Raw genomic sequence first — 22392 nt, 5'->3', positions numbered from 1 at the left:
CCGCGTGCGTGCGCATATGGTCGAGGGCACCTGGGCAGATATATCGGTCGGCTCGGGCAAGGTTACGACGCGTGAAGCGGAGGGACAGCTTTCGACGCTGGCGCGCGACGCGGGCAAGGCTGTACATCCGCCAGCGACAATTGCTGACTATCAACATGTCGAGGGGTGGCCAGATTTATCGGATCCTGCCGGGGTCCACGTCAGGACGAACAAAAAAACGGGGGCCCGCAATTACGAGCCTATTGAATCGTTCAGCAACGATGTACCGATTAAAGCGGTGACACTCCAGCCGGGAAAATATGACCTTGCGCGCGTCCTCGACAATACGAAGCGTACTGCTTCTAGTGGCTACACCCTTAAAGGAACGCTCAGCCCAAGTACCAAGCGGGCCAAATGTTGGTTGCCTAGTATGGCAAAGAACGGGCGAGAATGGCGCGAGAAGTGGGCTGTCAAGATGGACTGGAGCCATAACGGTGCGTATATCAGGTTGAATAACATTCCTACACGCGCCGAGCTTGTCGAAATGGGTGTGGAGAATATTCCGGCCGACTGGAACGGACTAAGAGTGTGGAGCGGCATGGTATCAAGCCAGTACGACGAAATATTGGCGCGTTGGCTCGAAGGTGGCGAGACGCAATACGTCATTGACTTCGCCGATCCTTATAACAAGGTTTTGGAGAGCTACGTGAAGAATCTCATGGCGATGCCGACCAACTGGACGGATGTAATTTTTTCGCCCGCTGACCGGGCGGCGGTGCGCGGGCTGGAGAAGGACCAAATCCTGCCGAAAACCGTGCCGCAGGGCTACACGAACCGCGCGCCAGCGGTTTTAGGTCACGCATTACCGAGTCCCGACGGCGCACAGTCGCAACACTGAGGAGTCTCTATATGTCCGCCTTTCTATACGTTGCGGGGAAGAACGACGACGAAGCACGGGATCGCGCGTTTTACCTGCTGAAGAAGTATACGAGCGCGGCCCTGCTACGGCGCGCTATTGGCCAATATCGCGAATTCCTGCGGGAGTTTGAGCGAGAAATCAGGCTGCCGGAAGTCAAGGTCGACTATAGCGACGATCTCCTGCAGTTTCTTCGCTTCCTACAGCCCATGGAATACGCCGAACCGCTTCTAGTGATCCCGGCCCGGAGAGGCGAGGCATTCAAGGCATTAGTAGACGCACTTGACTTCGACGCATACATATGGGGTAGAAGATACGAAGAACTTGGTGCTGCCGATCCTAGCGATCTGTTTTACAAACTAGGCTATCGCGCCAAATCGGAGGATGCAGTTGGTCTTTTTGGAAAAGCAAACGACTGTAGTTGTTTGCTTTCGGTCGCTCTAACGACCATTGATAAAGGATCCGTCCTCTACTTAGGTTCGAATAAAGAAGCCCGCAGTGTAAGGCGTTGGACGTATGAAAGTATCTTTTTCGATGATCTACCATCCAATGCGGTTCCTCCCATTCGTTTCCCGGCCCAACTCACTAAATGCCCGCCGCCTAACGAAGATACTACAGGCGAGGTGTGGAGCGGTCGTCAGATACCTGTGACGGGCATTTGGGAACCTTGGTCCATTGATCCTAAGATAGGCGTTCGTTGTCCTAATTACTATCTTGCTGGGGATATCGCCAGCCAGTACCAGTTCGAAGGCACCGACACGCTGGAAGACGTTCGCTGGCGCTTGATCTGGAAGGATACGCGGTACGCGGACGGAACCATCCCGCATGAAGAGCGGGACTATTTCGCGCCGCCCCCACCCGTTGTTCGCAATCGCCGTTTGCTGACTGCTCGTCCGGGCGAGGTTTGCCCGCGAAGCGGCGAATGGTTCTCTCACCACCTCAATCGACGCGTGACTGTGAAGGCCGGAGAACCTATGCCTGGGCCTGAGCGTGGCAAAACGGGCGCGGTGATCTGGTATTTGGAATTGAAAGATTAACTCGCTGTGCAGCAACCGTACTTGCAAGGGCCAGACGGTCGGGTGCTGAAGCCACTTTCCCGACTGAGTTTGCGGTTATGTTCCCAGATGGACCAGAAGCCGAATTCCTGGCCGGTTCAACCTCCCAAGAATGGCAGCGATCAGTGCGCAGCCCGAGCGGCATCTCGTCGCGCGGGATCGCTCCCTTCAAGCTTCTCCGATTGCGCAGGTTTCTAGCTGCAGCGGATCGCTTTGAGCCGGTTCGTGCGGTGCCATCGTCACGCGCACCTCGTGACTAGGGCACCGCGCGCTTACTCGGTGACTCAAGTAAAACTGTTCCCGCTCGCGCGACTCAAAACAACCTCACTTCGCCGCAAGCCTCTCCTCGATATGCTTCGCACGCGACGGCGACGACGGGTGCGAACTCAGCATGTTCGACTTCCCGCCATCCAGCGCCGCGAGCTTCTGGAACGCGGTGACGAGCCCCGCCGGGCTGTAGCCCTTCTTCTTCTGCATGTCGAACGAATAATCGTCGGCGGCGCTTTCCTGCGACTGCGAGAACTGCGCGTTGACAAACTTCTCCGAGAGATCGCCGAGCTGCGATGCCGACAGGCTGCCGACCACGCCGCCCGCCGACGACGCCACCGAGCGCGCCGCCGATGTCGCATAGGCCACCTGCATCGCCTTCTTCGTGTGGCCGAGCGCCACGTGGCCCATTTCATGGCCGACCACGCCGCGCACTTCGTCGTCGTTCATCATGTCCATCAGGCCGCTATAGACGCGCACGCAGCCGTTTGCCATCGCCCATGCATTGACATCCTTCGTGATGTACACCTTGTAGTTCACCGGCACGCCGTTGATGTTGTCGCCGAGCTGCTTCGAGATGCGGTTCAGGCGCTGCGCGTATGCGCTGGACGCCGGCGCGATCTTGTTCTGCGCATCCATCTCGGCGCACGACTTGTCGGAGAGCTGGCGCACGTCGGCGTCGCTGAGCGTGAACGCTTGCGTGGCCATCTGGCCGGATTGCAGCAGCGTGTCCGGGCTCAGGTTGGCGACGTTGCCACAGGAAGCGAGCGCGAAGGCTGCGGATGCCGCGGAGGCTGCGATTGCAATGCGAACGTGTTTCATGGTCTGCCTTATGAGTTGTTGTGGTCGATCCGCGATGATTCACGGACGGAGCGCAATGCTCACGGGCGAGCGCGTCGTAAGCTATCCGAAAATTCCTATTTTGCTGACGGCTCGATGACAAAACGCCGACGGACCGCGCAGATTCATTCATCCGCGCGGCGGCATGCCGCGCGCACGCGCGCCGCAATCGATGCCACCGGCGACGCATCCATCGCGATTCCCGGCGCATCGGGCAGTGCTTCGGCGAGAAGCTGGGTGAGCGTGCGGCCGGGCGGCATTTCGACGAACACGGTAGCGCCGCGCTCGGCGAGCGCGATCGTCGAATCGTGCCAGCGTACCGGATAGCGCAGGTTCGTCGCGAGGTCTTCGCGGATCGCATCGGCGCGCACGAGGGCGCGCGCGCCGCGATTGCCCACATAAGCGATCCGCGGCGCGACGAAGCGCACCTTGTCGGCCGCTTCGGCGAGGCGCACGGCCGCGTCGTCGAGCAACACGCAATGCGACGGCACGCTCACCGCGAGCCGCTCCGCCTTGCGCGCGCCGCGTGCGAGGGCGGCTTCGCGCACGGCGTCGAGCGCTTGATCGCAGCCCGATACGACGATTTGCCGCGGCGCATTCAGATTGGCGATGTAGGCATCGGCGCGCGCTTCTTTGCGAACCTTTTCGATCACACCCGCGACCTCGCGTTCGTTCAGGCCGAGTATCGCGAGCATGCCGTAGCCGCGCGGATACGCGTCCTGCATCAGGGTGGCGCGCAGGCGCACGAGCCGCAATGCATCGTCGAAAGCAATCGCGCCGCAGGCGACGGCCGCGCCGTACGCGCCGACGGACAACCCCGCGACGGCGTGCGCTTCGATGCCTTCTTCAGCGAGCGCCCGCGTGGCTGCGACGCCCGCCACGGTCAGCGCGATCTGCACCGCGACGGTCGATGCGAGCGCGTTCGCGTCGTCCAGCGAGAGAACGTCCTGACCGAGAATGGCCGACGCCTCCGCGAGCGTTCGCGCGATAGCGGGATGCGGCTTCTCGCCGCCCATGCGATGCAAAAAGCCCGGCGTCTGCGCGCCTTGTCCGGGGAAGAGATACGCGATCATGGCACGGCCCACGGATCGGCGGCGAGGCGCGGGCCGTCCGCGTGACGGAGCAGCACGCGGACGTTCTGCCGGGCGAAATCGGCGAGTGAGAACGCTGCGTCGGTGGTTTCGATTTGCACGTCGATACGCGTGCCGCCGCAGCGCGCTTCGTGCGAGAGCGCATCCAAGAGACGCGATGCATCCGCGCGCGAGAGCGGCTCGGGCGCTCGCACGATGACGTCGAGATCGCTGCTTGCCGTGACCGTCGGCTGGCCGCTCGCCAGTTCGAAGCCCGTGCTTCCGGCGGGGCCCCAGGCGAGGCCGGCAGCGTCGAAGATCGGCGCGACGGCGCGCAACAGCGCGAAGGCCGGCATGTCTCTGCGCGATGCGGCGGGCTCGCGCAGCCGCAATGCTTCGGGCGTGAGCACGCACTCGATGTCACGCGCCTCGACCCACGTGCCGAATCGCTCGCTGCGCGTCGTTCCGCGTATGCCGACGGCGATGGCATCACCGACGCGCGGCGCGCGTCGCACGACGACGAACGGCGCGCGCGCGAGCGATGCTTCGACCCACGAGGGAGCGTCGGGAACGGGCGGGGCAGCCGGGGACAAGGCCAGCAAGTCGTGCGGGCGCGGTTCGGGCGGCGGGGAGGTCATCGCGCGGTCAACTTCCTATCCGATGGTTGGGCGGCGCGGCAGGCCGAAGCGCCGCACTCGCGGAACACACCGAATGCGCTCAACAGTCAGAACGCGCCAAACGCCCCAACTCGTCGCCATCACCGCTCCCATTGCTCGCGCATCCGCCGCCGCACTTCCACCGACGCCGCCCGCGTGCGCTTCGCGTCCGCCGACGTCAGCCGGTTCGACAAATCGCGCGGTCCGCCACGCGCATCTACAACCGCCGCGGCCAGCGACGCCTTGACGCGTTCGATATCCGCCTCCGAAGGCGCATCCGCGTTCACGCCTTCGACCAGTTCGTGCAGCAGTCCGAGCTTCGCGTAGGCGCTCATCTTGTACGACATCGGCAAGACCGTATCGCCGAGCGCATCGAGGCTCTCGACGCTGCGCCGCGTGACGCGCGCCGCCGCTTCCTTGCCCATGGCGTGCACCGCCGTGCCCGACGCATCGAGAGCGACGATCCGGTTGGCCTGATAGCCGTGCGCGAGATACGCGCCCGACATCGCCGGCCCGACGATCAGCGCGATCACCGGATGCCCGGCGAGCCGCGCGCTCGCGTAGGCATCCACCGCGGCGGCGCACGCGAGATGGATGCCGAGCAACTCCTCGCGCCGTCCGTACGCCTGGCTCTTCACATCGACGATGGCGACGATTGGCCGCCTGGACTCGGCGTCGCGGTCGGCGTCGCGGTCGGCGTCGATCACCTCGCGCACCGCGCGCGCGAGCAGCCAGCCTTGTTCGAGCCCGACCACGTTGTCGGTCGCGCGAGGGAAGCGGTTGTGCGGATCGGGCACCACGGCAATGAAGCGCGCCGCAGCGCCATCCAGTTCGCCGTCGCGCGCGCGGACCGGGCCGCTTTCGGCGTCGGCAGGTGCCGCCGTTAGCGCATCCAGCCAGCACGCGCCGCGCGAAGTCATGGCGTTGATCGTGCTCATCGTTGCGATCCTCCAGTGTGGTTCCACAGCGCGCGCAGCGTGTCGGGATCGATCGCGTCGGGATCGACGCGCCCAAGGCGTTCGATGAACCCGTCCACGTCCTCGCTGCGATGCCGCGCCGGCACGCCCCGCGCGAACGCCGCGAGCACCGCGTCGCGGACCTCGGCCGTATCGTCTTCCACGAGCGTATCCGCGAGGCCGACCGCCACGCGCTCTTCGCCGCCGATCATCGACCAGATGAGCCGGCGATCTCCGGCGTCGAGTTCCTCGATGCCCGCTTCCTGCTCGATCACTTCCGGCCCGTTCATGCCGAGCCGCGCCTGCCGCGTCATCACGAGTTCCGTGCACAAGGCCGCAGCGAGCGACATGCCGCCGAAGCAGCCGACCATCCCGCCGATCACGCCGACCACCGGCACATGCCGCCGCAGCGCGACGATAGCCGCCTGAATCTCCGCGATCGCCGCGAGGCCGAGGTTCGCCTCCTGCAAGCGCACGCCGCCGGTTTCGAAGAGGATCACCGGACGAATCGCGCGGCCCGCTTCGAATTCGCCGAGCGCGAGTTCAAGCGCGGCCGCGATCTTCGCTCCCGAGACTTCGCCGATGCTGCCGCCCTGAAACGCCGGCTCGATGGCCGCGATGACGGCCGGCTCGCCGCCGAGCGCGCCGCGTGCGATCACCGCGCCGTCGTCGGACTGGCAGACGATGTTCTGCATCCCGAGCCACGGCGATTCGAGGCGGTCGAACGGGCCGAGCAGTTCGCGGTACGTGCCGGCATCGAGCAAGGCGCGGGCGCGTTCGCGCGCCGTCATTTCGATGAAGCTGTGCCGCGCGAGAAACGTGTCGTGTGCGTTCATCGCGCCTCTCCGCTTTCCTGCGCGTCGCTGGCTTCGGCGGCTTCCGAAAGGCGCAGCATCACGACGCCGGGCGTCGCGCCGAAGTCGTTGAGCTCGAATTTCGCTGCGCCGTCGTAGCGCTGGAAAAAGCGGTCGAGCACGCTTTTCCAGACGTGCTCGTATCCGTCGACGCTCGTGCGGATCACCACTTCGGCGTTGGCCGTCTGCGACGGCGTGAGCAGCACTTCGAGATCGCCCGATCCGACCACGCCGACGTGCGCGCGGCGCGTGACGGGCCGTTTGGCGGGATATTCGTATCGCATGTTTTCCATCTTCGTTCCTCTGGTTGCGTCTCAGGACGATTGCCCGAGGCTGTCGAGAAAGAGCGTGGCGGCGAGCAGGTCGGCCGCGCCGCCCGGCGATGCGTTCAGCGCCAGCAGGTCAGCGTCGAGCCGCGCGAGCGCCGCGCGTCCCGCTGCATGCGCCATTCCGCCGTGTTCGATCACGCGCCGCGCGCCGTCTTTCGCGACGTCGAGCGCTTCCATGCCGCCGCGATGCAAGAGGCACGTATCGTCGAGCGAGGCCATGATGGCGACGAGCGCGTCGAGCCGCGCGTACGTGTCGGAGAGGCCGCGGCGGCGCGCATCGGCGAGCGCAGGCAAGCCGATTCGCAACGCGTGCGGAAAGCCCTCGCGCGCTTCGCCGCGCGCGCCCGCGACGCGAAAGCGCGCCGTCACGCGTGCGCCGTGGCTCGCCTCTGCGGACGCGGGCGCGAAGCGGTCGTCATAGCGCGCGATGCACGCCGCCGACGCGCAGATCGCTTCGCTGTCGCCGGGCGAATGCATCGCGGCGCCCGCGCACAGCAAGCCGACGATCCAGATCGCGCCGCGATGCGCATTGCTGCCGCCGGTCGCGCGCAGCATCGCGGCTTCGCCTTCGCGGCCGATGCGCGCGAGCCGTTCGCGCAATGCCTGCGACGGCGCGACGCCCGACGCGGCCCGCGCGATGGCGAGAAACGTCGGATGCAGCGCGCCCGCTGAGCGCAGCATCGTGTCGAGGTCGAGATCGCGATGCGCGCCGCTGCCGCGTTCGTCGACGAGCGCGGGCTTCGGCGTGAGACGCGCCTCGGCGATCAGCGCATCGACGGCGAGCGCGGCGATGACAGGCGCGGACGCGGCGCGCGCGCTCCGGCACGCGTCGTCGCGAAGAAGGGGAAGGGCGGCGGTCATCGCGCTCACCAGCTTCTGAAGCGCGCGGGCGGCGCATATAGACCGCCCGACCACGCGACGAGATCGTCGATGCTGCGCGCGGCGAGGAGCGACCGTTTCGCGTCGCCGCGCCGCACGCCCAGGTCTTCCGGGAACGCGACGATGCCGCGCCGCCGGAGTTCGGCCGTCTTGTTCGCATCGGCGCGCATGCCGATGGGCGTCACGCCCGCGACGGCGGCGAGCGCCGCGCGCCGTTCGTCGATGCCTTCGGCCGCGTGCAGGTATGCGATGCCTTCTTCGGTCACCACGTGCGTGACGTCGTCGCCGTAGATCATCACGGGCGCGATCGGCATGCGGCTCTTTTCGCCGACGGCGATGGCGTCGAGCGCATCGACGATGGTCGGCTCGCCGCCTTTCTTGTACGTCTCGGCGGTCTGCACGACGAGCTTGTGCCCCCGCGCGATGGCCGGATTCGGGCCGTCGTTTTTCAGGAGCTTGAGCCACGCTTCGCTCGAATGTCGGCGTCCGCGCGGATCGTGGCCCATGTTCGGCGCGCCGCCGAAGCCCGCGAGCCGTCCGAGCGTGACGGTCGATGAATTCGCGTCCGCGTCCATCTGCAAAGTCGAGCCGATGAAGAGATCGACGCCGTACTGTCCCGCCAGCTGACAGAACACGCGGTTCGAGCGCAGGCTGCCGTCGCGTCCGGTGAAGAACACGTCCGGGCGCGCCGCGATGTACTTCTCCATGCCCACTTCGCTGCCGAAGCAGTGCACGCTTTCGACCCAGCCGCTTTCGATGGCGGGAATCAGCGTCGGATGCGGATTAAGCGCCCAGTGCGTGCAGATCTTGCCCTTCAGGCCGAGCGATTCGCCGTAGGTCGGCAGAAGCAGTTCGATGGCCGCCGTGTCAAAGCCGATGCCGTGGTTCAGCGACGTGACGCCGTAGCGCGCGTAAATGCCGCGAATGGTCATCATCGCCATCAGAATTTGCAGCTCGCCGATGTGGCGCGGATCGCGCGTGAAGAGCGGCTCGACGGCGAACGGCCGGTCCGCCTTCACGATCACATCGACCCACGAGCCGGGAATATCGACGCGCGGCAGTTCGTCGACGATCTCGTTGACCTGCGCGATCACGATGCCATGCCGGAACGCGGCCGCTTCCACGATGGTCGGCGTGTCTTCGGTGTTCGCGCCGGTGTACAGATTGCCGTGGCGGTCCGCCTTTTCCGCGCAGACGAGGGCCACGTTCGGCGTCAGATCGATGAACATGCGCGCGTATAGTTCGATGTACGTATAAATCGCGCCGATTTCGAGCAGCCCGTCTTCCAGCAGTTGCGCGACGCGCAGACTCTGCGGACCGGCATAGGCGAAATCGACCTTGCGCGCGATGCCCTGTTCGAAGAGCGTCAGATGCTCGGGCCGGCTGATGCTCGATATCAGCAAATGCACGTCGTGCACGCGCTCGGGGTCCAGCCGCGCGAAGGCGCGCGACAAGAAATCCGCCTGCTTCTGGTTGTTCCCTTCGAGCGCGACGCGGTCGCCCGTGACGATCAGCGCATGCAGCGCGTCCACGATGCGTTCGCTGTCGAGCACCGGACCGTCGAGCCACTGCTCGATCAGCTTCAGGCGGCGCGCTTTTTCCTGCGCGCGCGTGTTCCAGCTTCGGGATGGCGTGAGGGCATCGGCGGAAGGGGACGAATTCATCGGTCGGCCTGTCAGGAGGACGTTCGTGAGGATTGAGCGGCGGAAGAACGCGCGCGGCGTTTGTTTTTCACCTCTTTCGTTGCAGCGAGCGCCTGCGCATCGGCGAGAAAGCGGTGAATCAGCTCGCCCGTCGCGAGCAAGTGGCGTGCGACGAGCGTCTGCGCAGCTTCGATGTCGCGTGCGGCGAGCGCATCGAAGATCGCGCGGTGCTCGGCATCGGAGGAATCCTTGTGGATCGGCAAGCCGAGCTTGAGACGCAGATAGCGCTCGCCGCGCCGGTGCATCTGGCCGATCAGCTCCATCAGATGCGGGCGATTGGCCGGCGCGTACAGGCTCGTATGAAACTGCTCGTTGCGCATGACGTAGAGCGCGGGGTCCGGCTCGTTTTCGGCGGCTTCGAGCAGGCGTTTGCATTCCGCCAGCGTTTCCGGCGTGTGGTGCGCGATGGCGATGCCGATGGCGAGACTTTCGAGCGAGGCGCGAATCTCGTAGATCTCGCGCGCTTCGTCCGCCGATTGCGGGCTGACCGCGGCGCCGCGATTCGGCTCGATCTTTACCCAGCCTTCGCTTTCCAGTTGTCGGAAGGCTTCGCGCACGGGTATCGCGCTCACCGAGAACTGCCGGGCGATCGCATCCTGACGCAGCGGCTCGCCGGGCGTGAGCGAGCCTTCGACGATGGCGGCGCGCAACGCATCCGCGATGAAGCGCGAGGTGCTCTGGCGCGGCTCGAACTGCGCGTCGCGAAACGAAGCCGCTTGTGAAGAGAGAGTTGTCGACATGGCTGCTAGGTGAAAGTGCGGAGTTGTCGCGTCCCGTTGTTCAAATATTATATATAAAACCGTGCGCCGAACCACGGTGCTTTCCCTAGACGCCGACACTCGAACCGATAACACGCGCGTCGAATTTCCCGTCAGTTGCCGACCCGCAGAGAAAGGAGAGACACGCCATGCCAAGCACGCTAGATCGACCGATCGGCGCCACGCGCGCCACCAGGACACCGCTCAACCGTTCGCAGATCACCGGCTTCTGGGGCGCATGGGCGGGCTGGACGCTCGACGGGATGGACTCGTTCATCTACGCGCTCGTGCTCGCGCCGGCCCTGACCGAGCTGCTGCCGCGTTCAGGCTATGCCGCGACGCCCGCGAACGTCGGTCTCGCCGGATCGATTCTTTTCGCGCTGTTTCTGGTCGGATGGGGACTGTCGTTCATCTGGGGGCCGCTCGCCGACCGCTTCGGGCGCACGAAGGTGCTCGCGGCGACCATCTTCACGTTCGCCATCTTCACCGGGCTGGCCGCCACCGCGCACACGGTCTGGGCGCTCGGCATCTACCGCTTCTTCGCGGGCGTGGGCATAGGCGGGGAGTGGGCGCTCGCCGGGACCTACGTCGCGGAAGCATGGCCGGAAGACCGCCGCAAAATGGGCGCGGGCTATCTGCAAACCGGCTACTACGCGGGCTTCTTTCTGGCGGCGGCGCTGAACTACACCATCGGCGCAGCGTTCGGCTGGCGCGCGATGTTTCTCGTCGGGCTGTTTCCGGTCGTCGTGTCGATTCTCGTGCTGACGCGCGTCAAGGAAACCGACAAGTGGGAGCGCGCCGAAGCCACGGCGGCACCCGCGGTCAAGCATCAGAGTCCGCTGCGCGCCATTTTCTCGGCGCAGTATCGCAAGCGCACCATCGTCGCGGCCGTGCTGCTGACGGTGGCGATCATCGGGCTGTGGGCCGGCGCGGTGTATGAACCGTCGGCGGTCATCCAGCTCGCGACGCGCGCCGGCATGACCAAGCCCGAAGCCGCGCGCATGGCGTCGATTGCGACGGGGCTCTTGTCCATCGGCACGATCATCGGCTGTCTCGCGCTGCCGCCGATGGCCGAGCGCATCGGCCGCCGCAAGACGCTCGCGGTGTACTTCGTCGGCATGGCGGCCTCCATCGCGCTGTCGTTCGGCTGGGCGTTCTATCTGAACAACGGGCTCGTGCCGTTCATCGCGCTTCTGTTCGTGCTCGGCTTCTTCGGCGGCAACTTCGCGCTTTTCAGCCTCTGGCTCCCCGAACAGTTCGAGACGCGCGTGCGGGCCACGGCGTTCGCGTTCTGCACGTCGATCGGGCGCTTTTTCGGCGCGATCGTGAACTTCGGCATCGGCGCGATGGTGCTGAACATGAAGACGCTCGGCGTGCCGATCGCGCTGACGGGCATTGCGTTCCTGATCGGCCTCGCGGTCATTCCGTTCGCGCCGGAAACAAAGGGCCAGGAACTACCGAACTGATTGGTATGACATGCGGTACTATCGCGGCGGCCCTGCGTGGGCCGCCGTTCGTTTTTGGCACGGCAGCGCTTGGCCTTTCTGGCTGGTAACGCGAGGTTACGAACTCGAACAACTGTCTGGCAAATCGTTCGATATAGTCGATTCAACACAACAAACATCCCATCGAGGTGGGCTTCACATGAACAAGGTTTCGAAGGCTTCCGTGGCGTACGCGCTTGTGCTCGGCGGCTTGACGGTGTCGGGCGCGGCAATGGCGGGAGTGTCGGTGGGCGTGAACATCGGGGTGCCCGCGCCGGTCTACGTCGCGCCGGCGCCGGCGTATGCGCCGCCGCCGCCGCCCGTCGTGTACGCGCCGCCGCCGCCGGTTTATGCGCAGCCGGCCGTCGTGATCGGCTGGCACGGCGATCGTTACTGGGACGGGCGTCGCTATTGGGATCGCGACGACTGGTATCGCTATCACGGCCGCGGCCATGCGTACGGCCACGGGGAGCACGGTCACGGGGACCACGGGCGCCACGGCTGGCACTGAGCCGGCACTTCGCTCGACCGCTTCTCCACAAAAGCCACCCGCACGAAAGCCGGTGGCTTTTTGTTTGCGGCATAGCGATGTAACGAAACGTAAGCTTTCCTCTGACTTAACGGCGAAAGGCGCACGAATTTACAAAGCGGAAATATCCGGCTGAAAGCATTCCGTTATATTTCCTGGCATGCCAACAACGAGAAAACGAGGATCGAAGCCATGAAAGTCAACACGACGAGGGCGTCGCTCGCAGTCGCGCTAAGCGTCGCGGCTTGGGCGGCGGGCAGCTCCGCGCAAGCGGCGGATGTGCATGTCGGCGTGAATATCGGCGCTCCGGCGCCGGTGTTTGTCGCGCCGACGCCCGTGTACGCGCCGCCGCCGCCGCCGGTGATCTACGCGCCCGGGCCGATGTACGCGCCGCCGGTCGTGATCGGCTGGCACGGCAACCGGTATTGGGACGGACGACGCTACTGGAGCCGCGCCGACTGGAATCGCTATCACGGCTACGGCCATGGATACGAGCACAGACACGGGAACGGCCATGGCCATGGGAATGGTCACGGAAACGGTCACGGTCACGGCCACCGTTGATCTCGCTCGACCGCCGCCAAACGACAAAAGGGCCGTTCCGCGAAGGAACAGCCCTTTTTAACGCGATGCCGCGAGCGCGCTTACTCGCCGATGCCCGCCATGCCGCCGACGACCGCGTGGAAACCGGCATCGACATGCACGATTTCCGCGCTCACGCCGCCCGCCAGATCCGACAGCAGGAACGCGGCGACGTTGCCGACCTGTTCGATCGTCACGTTGCGCTTGAGCGGCGCGTTGTCTTCCACGAAATCGAGGATCTTGCCGAAGCCTTTGATGCCGCTCGCCGCCAGCGTCTTGATGGGGCCGGCCGAGATGCCGTTCACGCGCACGCCTTTCTGGCCGAGCGATGCCGCGAGATAACGCACGCTCGCTTCCAGCGACGCCTTCGCGAGGCCCATCGTGTTGTAGTTGGGAATCGCGCGTTCCGCGCCGAGATAGCTGAGCGTGAGCAGCGACGCGCTGTCCGAGAGCATGGAATGCGCGGCCTTGGCCAGCGCCGGGAAGCTGTACGCGGAGATGTCGTGCGCGATGCGGAAGTTCTCGCGCGTCATGCCTTCGAGGAAGTCGCCGGCAATCGCCTCGCGCGGCGCGAAGCCGATGGAATGCACGAGACCGTCGAGCGTATCCCAGCGTTCCTTGAGCGAGGAGAAGAGCGCCTCGATGTCGGCGTCGCTGCTCACATCGCACGGGTAGATCATGTCGCTGCCGAATTCGGTCGCAAATTCGGTGATGCGGTCCTTGAAGCGCTCGCCGACATACGTGAACGCCAGTTCCGCGCCCTCGCGCTTGCAGGCCTGTGCGATACCGTAAGCGATCGAGCGGTTCGACAGCAAGCCGGTCAGCAGAATTCGTTTTCCAGCGAGAAAGCCCATGAATGCTCCTTGAATGTCAATGTCACGCGAGGCTCGCAAGGCGTCTCGATTGCGGGCTTCGCGTCGGGTGCGGCGCGCATCGGTCGGGCGGGATGTAGTGGCATCAGACGAGACGCCTTCCGTGCGCCAAACCGCATGGCGTTTTGATTGGGTAGAATTCTCTCACATCGCCAGAGCCGTCCGGCCGCTCGCTCGGGTCGTGCGTCTCGCGTTTCGTGAGCGCCGGGCCATTCACTCATCTCGCAAGGAGCCTATGACCGGGCTGTCGACGTCCCGCCTGCCGTTCGCATCACCGCCCGCGCGGGGCAAGCGCCTCGCGCTCATGATCGCCGCATGCATCGGCTTCTTGCCGGGCAGCCCGGCGTTCGCCGCGCACGCCTACGCGCAGTACGGCGAGCCGAAGTATCCGCCGGACTTCAAGCACTTCGATTACGTGAATCCCGACGCGCCGCGCGACGGCACGCTGGTGCTCGCCAATCCGAGTCGCCTGACGAGCTTCGACAAGTTCAATCCGTTCACGCTGAGAGGCAATGCCGCGCCGGGCCTCGGGCTCATGTTCGAAAGCCTGACGACAGGAAGCTCCGACGAAGTGGCGAGCGCGTATTGCCTGCTCGCGGACAATATCGACGTGGCGCCGGACGGATTGTCGACGACCTTCCACATCAACCCGAAAGCGCGCTTCAATAACGGCGATCCGGTCACGGCCGAAGACGTCAAGTTCTCCTTCGAGACGCTCAAGAGTCCGAAAGCCGCGCCGCAGTTTTCGGTGTACTTCGGGCAGATCACGCGGGCGGTCGTCGTCGACCGGCTGACGATCCGCTTCGAATACAAAGTGGCGACGCGTGAAATGCCGCTGCTCGCGGGCGGCATTCCGGTGTTCTCGCGCAAATGGGGCATGCGGCCCGACGGCACGCGCATTCCGTTCGATCAGCTCGCGTTCGAAAAGCCGATTGCGAGCGGCGATTACCAGATCGACTCGTTCGACAACGGCCGCACGATCACCTACAAGCGCGATCCGCACTACTGGGGCGCGTCGCTGCCGGTGCGCGTCGGCACGCACAACTTCGCGCGCATCGACTACAAGCTGTATTCGGACGCCACCGCGCGGCTCGAAGCGTTCAAGGCCGGCGAGTACGACGTGCTCGTCGAAAACGTCGCGCGAAGCTGGGTGCGGCGCGATATCGGCAAGCGCTTCGATAGCGGCGAACTGATCAAGCGCGAGTTTCCGCATCACAACGGCACCGGCATGCAGGGCTTCTTCATGAACCTGCGCCGGCCGCTTTTCAAGGACGTGCGCGTGCGGCAGGCGCTCGACCTCGCGCTCGACTTCGAGTGGCTCAACCGGCAACTGTTCTTCAACCAGTACAAGCGCACGGACAGCTTTTTCGTCAACACGGACCTGCAGGCGAAGGGCATGCCCAGCGAAGGCGAGCTCGCGATCCTCAATCCGCTGCGCAACAGGCTCGATCCCGCGGTCTTCGGCGAGATGCCGAAGCAGCCCGACACCGATCCGCCCGGCTCGCTGCGCGCGAATCTCATCAAGGCGCGCGAGTTGCTGGCGCAAGCCGGCTGGACGTATCGAGACGGCGCGCTGCGCAATGAGAAGGGCCAGCCGTTCGTGTTCGAGATACTCGACGACACGGGCGGCGGCGCGTCGATGGAGCCGGTCGCGGCCGCGTTCGGGCGCAACCTGCAGAAGCTCGGCATCACGATGAACTTTCGCACGGTCGATTACGCGCTGATCCAGAAGCGCCTCGATGCGTTCGACTTCGACATGACGAGCGTGCGTCTGCCCGACGTGCAGGTGCCGGGCACCGAGCAGGTGTCGCGCTTCGGCAGCAAGTACGCGGACGAGCAGGGCTCGGACAACCTCGCGGGCGTGAAGTCGCCGGCCATCGACGCGATCTTGCGCAAGGTCGTGTCCGCGCAGACGCGCGATCAGCTCGTGGACGCCACGCACGCGCTCGACCGCGTGCTGATGAACGGCTATTACGTGATTCCGCACTGGTACTCGGCGACGCATCGGGTGGCGTATCGCAACACGCTCGGCTATCCGTCGACGCTGCCGCTTTATTACGTCGCGGACGAATGGGTGCTTTCGACGTGGTGGCAGAAGCCCGCGGCGGTATCAAAATAAGGACGACGCGATGTGGAGCTACATCCTTAAACGCATTCTGTTGATGATCCCGACGCTCGTCGGCGTGCTCACGCTGACTTTCGTCGTGATCCAGTTCGTGCCTGGCGGTCCGGTGGAGCAGGCCGTTCACGATCTGCGGCGCGGCAACGCGGAAGGCGGCGCGGCGTTCGGCATGCGCTCGCACACCGGCGTCGATGCGCAGCAGATCGCGCAACTCAAGGCGCTTTACGGCTTCGACAAGCCGCCGCTCCAGCGCTACTTCCTGATGCTCGGCAAGTTCGCGCGCTTCGATCTCGGCGAGAGCTACTTCCGGCATCAGAGCGTGTGGTCGCTCATCGTGTCGAAGCTGCCGGTGTCCATCAGCATCGGCTTGTGGACGTTCTTCATCACGTATCTGATATCGGTGCCGCTCGGCATCGCGAAGGCCGTGAAGAACGGCTCGAAGTTCGATGTCGCGACGAGTCTCATCGTCCTGATCGGCTTTGCGATTCCCGGCTTCGTGCTGGGCGTGCTGCTGCTCGTGCTGTTCGGCGGCGGAACGTTCTGGCAACTGTTCCCGCTGCGCAATCTGACTTCGGACAACTGGGCGACGCTCTCGCTCGGCGGGAAGATTCTGGATTATCTGTGGCACATCACGTTGCCCGTGGTGGCGTCGGTGGTCGGGAGCTTCGCCGTGATCACCATGCTGACGAAGAACGCTTTTCTCGACGAAATCCGCAAGCAATACGTGCTCACCGCGCGCGCGAAGGGCCTGAGCGAGCGGCGCGTGCTGTGGAAGCACGTGTTCCGCAATGCGCTCTTGCCGCTGATCGTCGGCTTCCCCGCGGCGTTCATCGGCGCGTTCTTCACGGGCAGCCTGCTGATCGAGACGCTCTTTTCGCTCGACGGCCTCGGGCTGCTTTCGTACGAATCGGTCGTGCGGCGCGATTATCCCGTCGTGCTGGGCACGCTGTATCTCTTCACGCTGATCGGCCTCGCGACGAAGCTCATCTCGGACCTTTGCTACGTATGGGTCGATCCGCGCATTCAATTCGAGCAACTGGAGCGTTGACTTGAACCGAGCCGCATCGTCGCGCCGCGCCGCGACCGCAACAGACGGCCAGCCGCTGCGCCCCGAAGTCTCGATGACGCCCGGGCGGCGCGTGTGGCAGCGTTTCCGACGCAACCGGCTGGGGTACTGGAGCCTCGTCGTGTTCGTCGCGGCGTTCGTCATCAGCCTCGCGGGGCCGCTGTGGTCGAACGACAAGCCGCTCGTCGTGCGCTATCAGGGGCAGTTCTACTTTCCGCTCGTCAAGACTTACGCGGAGACGACCTTCGGCGGCGACTTCCCGACGCCCGCCGATTATCTCGATCCGTTCGTGCGCGACCGCTTCAACGCGCCGGGCAACTTCGCGGTCTATCCGCCGAATCACTATTACTACGACACGCTCAATTACTTCTCGAAGGGCTCGAATCCGGCGCCGCCGTCGCGCGAAAACTGGCTCGGCACCGACGATCGCGGCCGCGACGTGTTCGCGCGGCTCGTCTACGGCTTTCGCGTGTCGGTGCTGTTCGCGCTCGTGCTGACGGCCATCGGCACGGTGCTCGGCGTCGTCGCGGGCGCGGTGCAGGGTTACTTCGGCGGACGCATCGACATTACCGGGCAGCGGCTGATCGAAATCTGGAGCGCGCTGCCGGAGCTTTATCTGCTCATCATCTTCGCGTCGATCTTCGAGCCGAGTCTGATCCTGCTCATCGTGCTGCTGTCGCTTTTCGGCTGGATCGGCCTGTCGGATTACGTGCGCGCCGAGTTTTTGCGCAACCGCACGCAGGACTATGTGCGCGCCGCCCGCGCGATGGGCTTGTCCAACTGGCAGATCATCTGGCGGCATGTGCTGCCCAATAGCCTGACGCCCGTCATCACATTCCTGCCGTTTCGCATGAGCGGGGCGATTCTCGCGCTGACGAGCCTCGACTTTCTCGGGCTCGGCGTGCCGTCGCCGACGCCGTCGCTCGGTGAACTGCTCGCGCAGGGCAAGGCCAATCTCGACGCGTGGTGGATTTCGGTCTCGACCTTCGGCGTGCTGGTGGCGACATTGCTTCTGCTCACCTTCATGGGCGATGCGCTGCGCAATGCGCTCGATACGCGCATCGCGGATCCGGTGAAGGCCGGAGGCGGTCAATGAGCGCGCCGCTCTTGTCGATCGACAATCTGCGCGTGCGCTTCGGCGACACGCTCGCCGTCGATGGCGTGACTCTCGACGTCCGCGCGGGCGAACGTGTCGCGCTCGTCGGCGAATCCGGCTCGGGCAAGAGCGTGACGGCGTTGTCGGTGCTGCGTCTTTTGCGCGATGCCGAAGTGACGGGCGCCATCCGCTTCGCCGGTGAAGACCTGCTCGCGAAAAGCGAGCGCGAGATGCGCGGCCTGCGCGGCTCGGACATCGCGATGATCTTTCAGGAGCCGATGACCGCGCTCAATCCGCTGTATACGGTCGGCGATCAGATCGGCGAGACGATCCAGCTTCACGACGGCGCAACTCCGCGACAGGCCCGCGAGCGCGCCATCGCGCTCTTGGCGCGCACGGGCATCACGGAACCGGAGCGGCGGGTCGACAGTTATCCGCATCAGCTTTCGGGCGGCCAGCGCCAGCGCGTGATGATCGCGATGGCGCTCGCGTGCCGCCCGCGTCTTTTGCTCGCCGACGAGCCGACGACCGCGCTCGACGTGACCATTCGCGCGCAGATCGTCGAACTGCTGCTGGAGCTTCAGCGCGACGAGGCCGAGAAGCGCGGCATGGCGGTGCTGCTCATCACGCACGATCTGAATCTGGTGCGGCGTTTTGCGCAGCGGGTCGCGGTGATGGAAAAGGGCGTGCTGGTCGAAAGCGGCGCGGTCGACACGATCTTCGAGTCGCCGCAGCACCCGTACACGCAGCGCCTGTTGAACAGCCGGCCCGAGCGGCGCGTGCTGCCGGTGCTGCCGATCGCGCCCGTGCTGCTCGATGCGAAAGACGTGCGCGTGGAATATCCGACGCGGCTGCCGGGCTTTCAGGGATGGTTCCGGCGCGGCCGCTTCAAGGCCGTCGACGACGTGACGCTCTCCGTGCGGCAGGGAGAAACGCTCGGCATCGTCGGGGAATCGGGCTCCGGGAAATCGACGCTCGCGATGGCGCTGCTCGGCTTGCAGCGCATCTCGCACGGAAGCGTGCAGTTTCAGGGCAGGGCGCTGGCCGATTTTCACGGGCGCGAAAAGACCGTGCTGCGCTCGAATCTGCAAGTGGTGTTTCAGGACCCGTTCAGTTCGCTGTCGCCTCGCCAGACGGTGGAGCGCATCGTCGGCGAAGGGCTGGCGCTGCATCGCCCGGAACTGGATGCCGCCGCGCGCCGCGCAAAGGTCATCGCCGTGCTGCGCGAAGTCGGGCTGGATCGCACGGCGCTCACGCGCTACCCGCACGAGTTCTCGGGCGGGCAGCGGCAGCGCATCGCGATTGCGCGCGCGCTCGTGCTGGAACCGAGCATTCTGATTCTCGACGAACCGACGAGCGCGCTCGATGTCTCAATCCAGACTCAAGTTCTGGCGCTGCTTGCCGACATTCAGAAGAAGCACAATCTGGGATATGTGTTTATCAGCCACGACTTACAGGTGATCGGCGCGATGGCGCATCGCGTCGCGGTCATGCGAGATGGAAATGTCGTCGAGGCTGGTGAAGTAGAGAAGATTTTTGCGAATCCTTCCGACGAATACACACGAAAGCTACTGGCGGCAGCCCTGAATTCCTAAAATTCTTTCTTTTTCGTCAATTGCGTGTCCGTCTCAATTGTATTTTCCTATTTCTTTTGACAGTTAAATACTTTGTGGCTAGTATGCGTTCAAACTTTCACATATCTCACTGATTTTTCAGTCTTTAATTGTAAAACCTACCGACCGATGCAACCACTCACGTTGACTCAGACATGTGCGCGCGCCGCCGCGGGCATGTTGCTCGGCCTTCTGATGACCACCACTTCCGGCGCTTTCGCCGACGAAGTCAGCAGTAACAGCCAAAATGCCGGCAACGGCATCTCCACCGCTTCCAAAGCCGCCGACACTGCGGCCGTCGCAGCCACGGCGGACACCGCCAGCGCACCGCGCGGCGCGAAGGCGTTCTTCTCCGGCGTAGCGAGCAAGGCAGGCGACGTTGTCGTCGGCGCGCTCAACATGATCGGCGTGCGCTATCGCTGGGGTGGCGACACGCCGGATTCGGGCCTCGATTGCAGCGGCTTCGTGCGCTACGTCTTCCAGGACACGCTCGGCATGACGCTGCCGCGCCGCGCAGAAGAAATGAGCCGCGTCGGCGAGAAGGTCCGCGTGTCGGATCTCAAGCCGGGCGATCTCGTGTTCTTCAACACCATGCGCCGCTCGTTCTCGCATGTCGGCATCTATATCGGCGACAACAAGTTCGTGCATTCGCCGTCCACCGGCAGCACGATCCGCGTCGACGACATGGAAAACGGCTATTGGGAAAAGCGGTTCACGGGCGCTCGCCGCATCGAGAACGCGCAGTTCAACGACGGCGCGGAACTGCGTCAGCGCGTGAGCGCGACGCTCGGCGGTTACTGACCGACGCCTTCGCGCTTCACACGCTCATCACAAAAAGCCTGCGTTCTCGCGAATGCAGGCTTTTTGTTTTGTGGCGTCGTCGTCGCGAAGTGGGCTATTGATGCGATCGCAAAGCCTCATTGCACGCGTCTTCGAAAGCCGTTATAGTTTTCGAATGAACATTTCTCTGTTCCTTCTCTCGTCTTCTTCGGCTGGTGCGTTTCTACGCGCACTATCGCTACTAGCGCGCCTACCGCGCTGATCTGTCTCGCCTCCCGTCTGCTCGTTCAAGGTTTTCGACGCCAGCGGTGGCGCGAACACCCGGATTCCCTTTGTCGTTCTATCTCGATATTTCCAACAATCGATAAATCTCCCCACAGGAGCCCAACATGGCAGCAGACAAGTTGATCATCTTCGATACGACCTTGCGTGACGGCGAGCAGTCCCCCGGCGCTTCGATGACGAAAGAGGAGAAGATCCGCATCGCGAAGCAGCTGGAGCGCATGAAGGTCGACGTGATCGAGGCCGGTTTTGCCGCCAGTTCCAACGGCGACTTCGACGCGATCCAGACGATCGCCTCGCTCGTGAAGGACAGCACGGTCTGCTCGCTTGCACGCGCCAACGACAAGGACATCCAGCGCGCCGCCGATGCGTTGAAGCCCGCGAACCGCTTCCGCATTCACACGTTCATCGCCACCTCCGCGCTGCATATGGAAAAGAAGCTGCGCATGTCGCCGGAGCAGGTGTACGAACAGGCGCGGCTCGCGGTGCGCTTCGCCCGCAAGTTCACGGACGATGTGGAGTTCTCGCCGGAAGACGGCAGCCGCTCGGATATCGACTTCCTCTGCCGCGTGCTCGAAGCGGTGATCGACGAAGGCGCGCGCACGATCAATATCGCCGATACGGTGGGTTATGGCGTGCCGGAACTCTACGGCAACCTCGTGAAGACGCTGCGCGAGCGCATCCCGAATTCGGACAAGGCCATCTTCTCCGTTCACTGCCACGATGACCTCGGCATGGCGGTGGCGAACTCGCTCGCGGGCGTGCAGATCGGCGGCGCGCGTCAGGTGGAATGCACGATCAACGGCCTGGGCGAGCGCGCGGGCAATACGTCGCTCGAAGAAATCGTGATGGCGGTCAAGACGCGCAAGGATTACTTCGGGCTCGACCTGGGTATCGACACGACGCAGATCGTGCCGACTTCGAAGCTCGTCTCGCAGATCACCGGCTTCGTCGTGCAGCCGAACAAGGCGGTGGTCGGCGCGAACGCGTTCGCGCACGCGTCGGGCATCCACCAGGACGGCGTGCTGAAGGCGCGCGACACCTACGAGATCATGCGCGCGGAAGACGTGGGCTGGAGCGCGAACAAGATCGTGCTCGGCAAGCTGTCGGGCCGCAACGCGTTCAAGCAGCGTCTCGAAGAACTGGGCGTGCAGCTCGAATCGGAAGCGGAAGTGAACGCGGCGTTCGCGCGCTTCAAGGACCTCGCCGACCGCAAAGCCGAAATCTTCGACGAAGACATCATGCAGATCGTCTCCGAAGAATCGCCGGAAGCGCAGGCGAAGGAGCATTTCCGCTTCGTCTCGATGAAGCAGCATTCGGAGACCGGCGAGCAGCCGCAGGCGCGCGTGGTTTTCGCGGTGGACGGCACCGAACTGACGGGCGAGGCACGCGGCAACGGCCCGGTCGATGCCACGCTGCACGCGATCGAATCGAAGGTGGAAAGCGGCGCGGAACTCGTGCTGTACTCGGTCAACGCGATCACGACCGGCACGCAGGCGCAGGGCGAAGTGACGGTGCGTCTGTCGAAGAGCGGGCGCATCGTGAACGGCGTCGGCACGGATCCGGATATCGTCGCCGCTTCGGCGAAGGCGTATATCGCCGCGCTCAACAAGCTGCATTCGAAGGTCGAAAAGCTCAATCCGCAGCTTTGATCGGCAGCTTTGATCCGCAGAAAGTCGCAAGAACGCAGAAGCCCTCCTCGGA

20 protein-coding genes and 1 pseudogene are annotated in these 22392 nt (G+C 64.4%); 11 read left to right on the top strand and 10 right to left on the bottom strand.

Annotated elements, in window-relative coordinates:
• Window positions 1–877 (top strand): annotated as a pseudogene (locus tag NCR35_RS10115) (hypothetical protein); the annotation flags it as partial.
• An 11-nt stretch (window positions 878–888) separates the two neighbouring features.
• Window positions 889–1932, top strand: a complete 1044-nt coding sequence (locus NCR35_RS10110; RefSeq protein WP_250534256.1) for an Imm72 family immunity protein — start codon at window positions 889–891, stop codon at window positions 1930–1932.
• 342 nt (window positions 1933–2274) lie between these two features.
• Here NCR35_RS10110 and loiP read toward each other — a convergent pair whose 3' ends face one another.
• The 9 genes from loiP to NCR35_RS10065 all read right to left on the bottom strand — a co-directional run bounded on the left by loiP (window position 2275) and on the right by NCR35_RS10065 (window position 10244).
• The gene (gene loiP / locus NCR35_RS10105; RefSeq protein WP_250534255.1) at window positions 2275–3039 is read right to left on the bottom strand and encodes a metalloprotease LoiP; all 765 of its coding nucleotides are present in this window, start codon (window positions 3037–3039) and stop codon (window positions 2275–2277) included.
• A 143-nt stretch (window positions 3040–3182) separates the two neighbouring features.
• Window positions 3183–4130 carry a malonate decarboxylase subunit epsilon gene (mdcH, locus tag NCR35_RS10100; protein WP_250534254.1) on the bottom strand — a complete coding sequence of 316 codons (948 nt, stop codon included), beginning with the start codon at window positions 4128–4130 and terminating at the stop codon, window positions 3183–3185.
• Window positions 4127–4765 carry a malonate decarboxylase holo-ACP synthase gene (locus NCR35_RS10095; RefSeq protein WP_250534253.1) on the bottom strand — a complete coding sequence of 213 codons (639 nt, stop codon included), beginning with the start codon at window positions 4763–4765 and terminating at the stop codon, window positions 4127–4129. Before NCR35_RS10095 ends, mdcH begins: the two co-directional genes overlap by 4 nt.
• Before the next feature lie 119 nt (window positions 4766–4884).
• Complete coding sequence (gene mdcE / locus NCR35_RS10090) at window positions 4885–5721, bottom strand: biotin-independent malonate decarboxylase subunit gamma (RefSeq protein WP_250534252.1); 837 nt, start codon at window positions 5719–5721, stop codon at window positions 4885–4887.
• Window positions 5718–6575 (bottom strand): biotin-independent malonate decarboxylase subunit beta, encoded by an 858-nt coding sequence (locus NCR35_RS10085; protein WP_250534251.1) that lies wholly within the window; start codon window positions 6573–6575, stop codon window positions 5718–5720. The genes mdcE and NCR35_RS10085 overlap by 4 nt, the downstream gene beginning before the upstream one ends.
• Entirely contained in the window at window positions 6572–6886 is a 315-nt protein-coding gene (locus tag NCR35_RS10080) for a malonate decarboxylase subunit delta (protein WP_206466587.1), read from the bottom strand. The genes NCR35_RS10085 and NCR35_RS10080 overlap by 4 nt, the downstream gene beginning before the upstream one ends.
• Window positions 6887–6907: 21 nt before the next feature.
• Window positions 6908–7783, bottom strand: a complete 876-nt coding sequence (locus NCR35_RS10075) for a triphosphoribosyl-dephospho-CoA synthase (protein WP_250534250.1) — start codon at window positions 7781–7783, stop codon at window positions 6908–6910.
• 5 nt (window positions 7784–7788) lie between these two features.
• The gene (gene mdcA / locus NCR35_RS10070; protein WP_250534249.1) at window positions 7789–9465 is read right to left on the bottom strand and encodes a malonate decarboxylase subunit alpha; all 1677 of its coding nucleotides are present in this window, start codon (window positions 9463–9465) and stop codon (window positions 7789–7791) included.
• 11 nt (window positions 9466–9476) lie between these two features.
• On the bottom strand, window positions 9477–10244 hold the full coding sequence (locus NCR35_RS10065; protein WP_250534248.1) for a GntR family transcriptional regulator: 768 nt from the start codon (window positions 10242–10244) through the stop codon (window positions 9477–9479).
• 167 nt (window positions 10245–10411) lie between these two features.
• On the opposite strand from NCR35_RS10065, the gene NCR35_RS10060 reads away from it, so the two are divergent.
• The 3 genes from NCR35_RS10060 to NCR35_RS10050 all read left to right on the top strand — a co-directional run bounded on the left by NCR35_RS10060 (window position 10412) and on the right by NCR35_RS10050 (window position 12839).
• Window positions 10412–11728: an MFS transporter gene (locus NCR35_RS10060; RefSeq protein WP_250534247.1), complete on the top strand. Its 1317-nt coding sequence runs from the start codon at window positions 10412–10414 to the stop codon at window positions 11726–11728.
• 178 nt (window positions 11729–11906) lie between these two features.
• Window positions 11907–12257, top strand: a complete 351-nt coding sequence (locus NCR35_RS10055; protein WP_250534246.1) for a hypothetical protein — start codon at window positions 11907–11909, stop codon at window positions 12255–12257.
• 210 nt (window positions 12258–12467) lie between these two features.
• Complete coding sequence (locus NCR35_RS10050; protein WP_250534245.1) at window positions 12468–12839, top strand: hypothetical protein; 372 nt, start codon at window positions 12468–12470, stop codon at window positions 12837–12839.
• Between the two features lie 80 nt (window positions 12840–12919).
• Here NCR35_RS10050 and fabI read toward each other — a convergent pair whose 3' ends face one another.
• Window positions 12920–13711, bottom strand: a complete 792-nt coding sequence (fabI, locus tag NCR35_RS10045; protein WP_248320059.1) for an enoyl-ACP reductase FabI — start codon at window positions 13709–13711, stop codon at window positions 12920–12922.
• A gap of 322 nt (window positions 13712–14033) precedes the next feature.
• On the opposite strand from fabI, the gene NCR35_RS10040 reads away from it, so the two are divergent.
• The 6 genes from NCR35_RS10040 to NCR35_RS10015 all read left to right on the top strand — a co-directional run bounded on the left by NCR35_RS10040 (window position 14034) and on the right by NCR35_RS10015 (window position 22340).
• Entirely contained in the window at window positions 14034–15848 is a 1815-nt protein-coding gene (locus tag NCR35_RS10040; protein WP_250534258.1) for an extracellular solute-binding protein, read from the top strand.
• Window positions 15849–15858: 10 nt separating this feature from the next.
• Complete coding sequence (locus NCR35_RS10035) at window positions 15859–16899, top strand: microcin C ABC transporter permease YejB (RefSeq protein WP_250534244.1); 1041 nt, start codon at window positions 15859–15861, stop codon at window positions 16897–16899.
• Between the two features lies 1 nt (window position 16900).
• Window positions 16901–18013, top strand: coding sequence for an ABC transporter permease (locus NCR35_RS10030; RefSeq protein WP_502801667.1), 1113 nt, complete (start codon window positions 16901–16903; stop codon window positions 18011–18013).
• On the top strand, window positions 18010–19608 hold the full coding sequence (locus NCR35_RS10025; RefSeq protein WP_250534243.1) for an ABC transporter ATP-binding protein: 1599 nt from the start codon (window positions 18010–18012) through the stop codon (window positions 19606–19608). Before NCR35_RS10030 ends, NCR35_RS10025 begins: the two co-directional genes overlap by 4 nt.
• Before the next feature lie 147 nt (window positions 19609–19755).
• Window positions 19756–20427, top strand: coding sequence for a C40 family peptidase (locus NCR35_RS10020; RefSeq protein WP_244846734.1), 672 nt, complete (start codon window positions 19756–19758; stop codon window positions 20425–20427).
• A 368-nt stretch (window positions 20428–20795) separates the two neighbouring features.
• Window positions 20796–22340 (top strand): 2-isopropylmalate synthase, encoded by a 1545-nt coding sequence (locus NCR35_RS10015; RefSeq protein WP_244846732.1) that lies wholly within the window; start codon window positions 20796–20798, stop codon window positions 22338–22340.
• Window positions 22341–22392: the final 52 nt, after the last annotated feature.

Origin of the sequence: Caballeronia sp. AZ10_KS36 (assembly GCF_023631105.1) — a bacterium.
Classification (GTDB): Bacteria; Pseudomonadota; Gammaproteobacteria; order Burkholderiales; family Burkholderiaceae; genus Caballeronia.
Note: the sequence above shows the minus strand (reverse complement) of the source record. Positions and strands in the feature narration are given on the sequence as shown.

Excerpts from the sequence above, each read along its gene's own strand:
- NCR35_RS10025 (WP_250534243.1), top strand. The coding sequence starts at position 18,010 with ATGAGCGCGCCGCTCTTGTCGATCGACAATCTGCGCGTGCGCTTCGGC.
- NCR35_RS10080 (WP_206466587.1), bottom strand. The coding sequence starts at position 6,886 with ATGGAAAACATGCGATACGAATATCCCGCCAAACGGCCCGTCACGCGC.
- loiP (WP_250534255.1), bottom strand. The coding sequence starts at position 3,039 with ATGAAACACGTTCGCATTGCAATCGCAGCCTCCGCGGCATCCGCAGCC.
- NCR35_RS10015 (WP_244846732.1), top strand. The coding sequence starts at position 20,796 with ATGGCAGCAGACAAGTTGATCATCTTCGATACGACCTTGCGTGACGGC.
- mdcA (WP_250534249.1), bottom strand. The coding sequence starts at position 9,465 with ATGAATTCGTCCCCTTCCGCCGATGCCCTCACGCCATCCCGAAGCTGG.
- NCR35_RS10020 (WP_244846734.1), top strand. The coding sequence starts at position 19,756 with ATGCAACCACTCACGTTGACTCAGACATGTGCGCGCGCCGCCGCGGGC.
- NCR35_RS10060 (WP_250534247.1), top strand. The coding sequence starts at position 10,412 with ATGCCAAGCACGCTAGATCGACCGATCGGCGCCACGCGCGCCACCAGG.
- mdcE (WP_250534252.1), bottom strand. The coding sequence starts at position 5,721 with ATGAGCACGATCAACGCCATGACTTCGCGCGGCGCGTGCTGGCTGGAT.
- NCR35_RS10075 (WP_250534250.1), bottom strand. The coding sequence starts at position 7,783 with ATGACCGCCGCCCTTCCCCTTCTTCGCGACGACGCGTGCCGGAGCGCG.
- NCR35_RS10065 (WP_250534248.1), bottom strand. The coding sequence starts at position 10,244 with ATGTCGACAACTCTCTCTTCACAAGCGGCTTCGTTTCGCGACGCGCAG.
- NCR35_RS10095 (WP_250534253.1), bottom strand. The coding sequence starts at position 4,765 with ATGACCTCCCCGCCGCCCGAACCGCGCCCGCACGACTTGCTGGCCTTG.
- NCR35_RS10085 (WP_250534251.1), bottom strand. The coding sequence starts at position 6,575 with ATGAACGCACACGACACGTTTCTCGCGCGGCACAGCTTCATCGAAATG.
- mdcH (WP_250534254.1), bottom strand. The coding sequence starts at position 4,130 with ATGATCGCGTATCTCTTCCCCGGACAAGGCGCGCAGACGCCGGGCTTT.
- NCR35_RS10055 (WP_250534246.1), top strand. The coding sequence starts at position 11,907 with ATGAACAAGGTTTCGAAGGCTTCCGTGGCGTACGCGCTTGTGCTCGGC.
- NCR35_RS10110 (WP_250534256.1), top strand. The coding sequence starts at position 889 with ATGTCCGCCTTTCTATACGTTGCGGGGAAGAACGACGACGAAGCACGG.
- NCR35_RS10050 (WP_250534245.1), top strand. The coding sequence starts at position 12,468 with ATGAAAGTCAACACGACGAGGGCGTCGCTCGCAGTCGCGCTAAGCGTC.
- fabI (WP_248320059.1), bottom strand. The coding sequence starts at position 13,711 with ATGGGCTTTCTCGCTGGAAAACGAATTCTGCTGACCGGCTTGCTGTCG.
- NCR35_RS10040 (WP_250534258.1), top strand. The coding sequence starts at position 14,034 with ATGATCGCCGCATGCATCGGCTTCTTGCCGGGCAGCCCGGCGTTCGCC.
- NCR35_RS10035 (WP_250534244.1), top strand. The coding sequence starts at position 15,859 with ATGTGGAGCTACATCCTTAAACGCATTCTGTTGATGATCCCGACGCTC.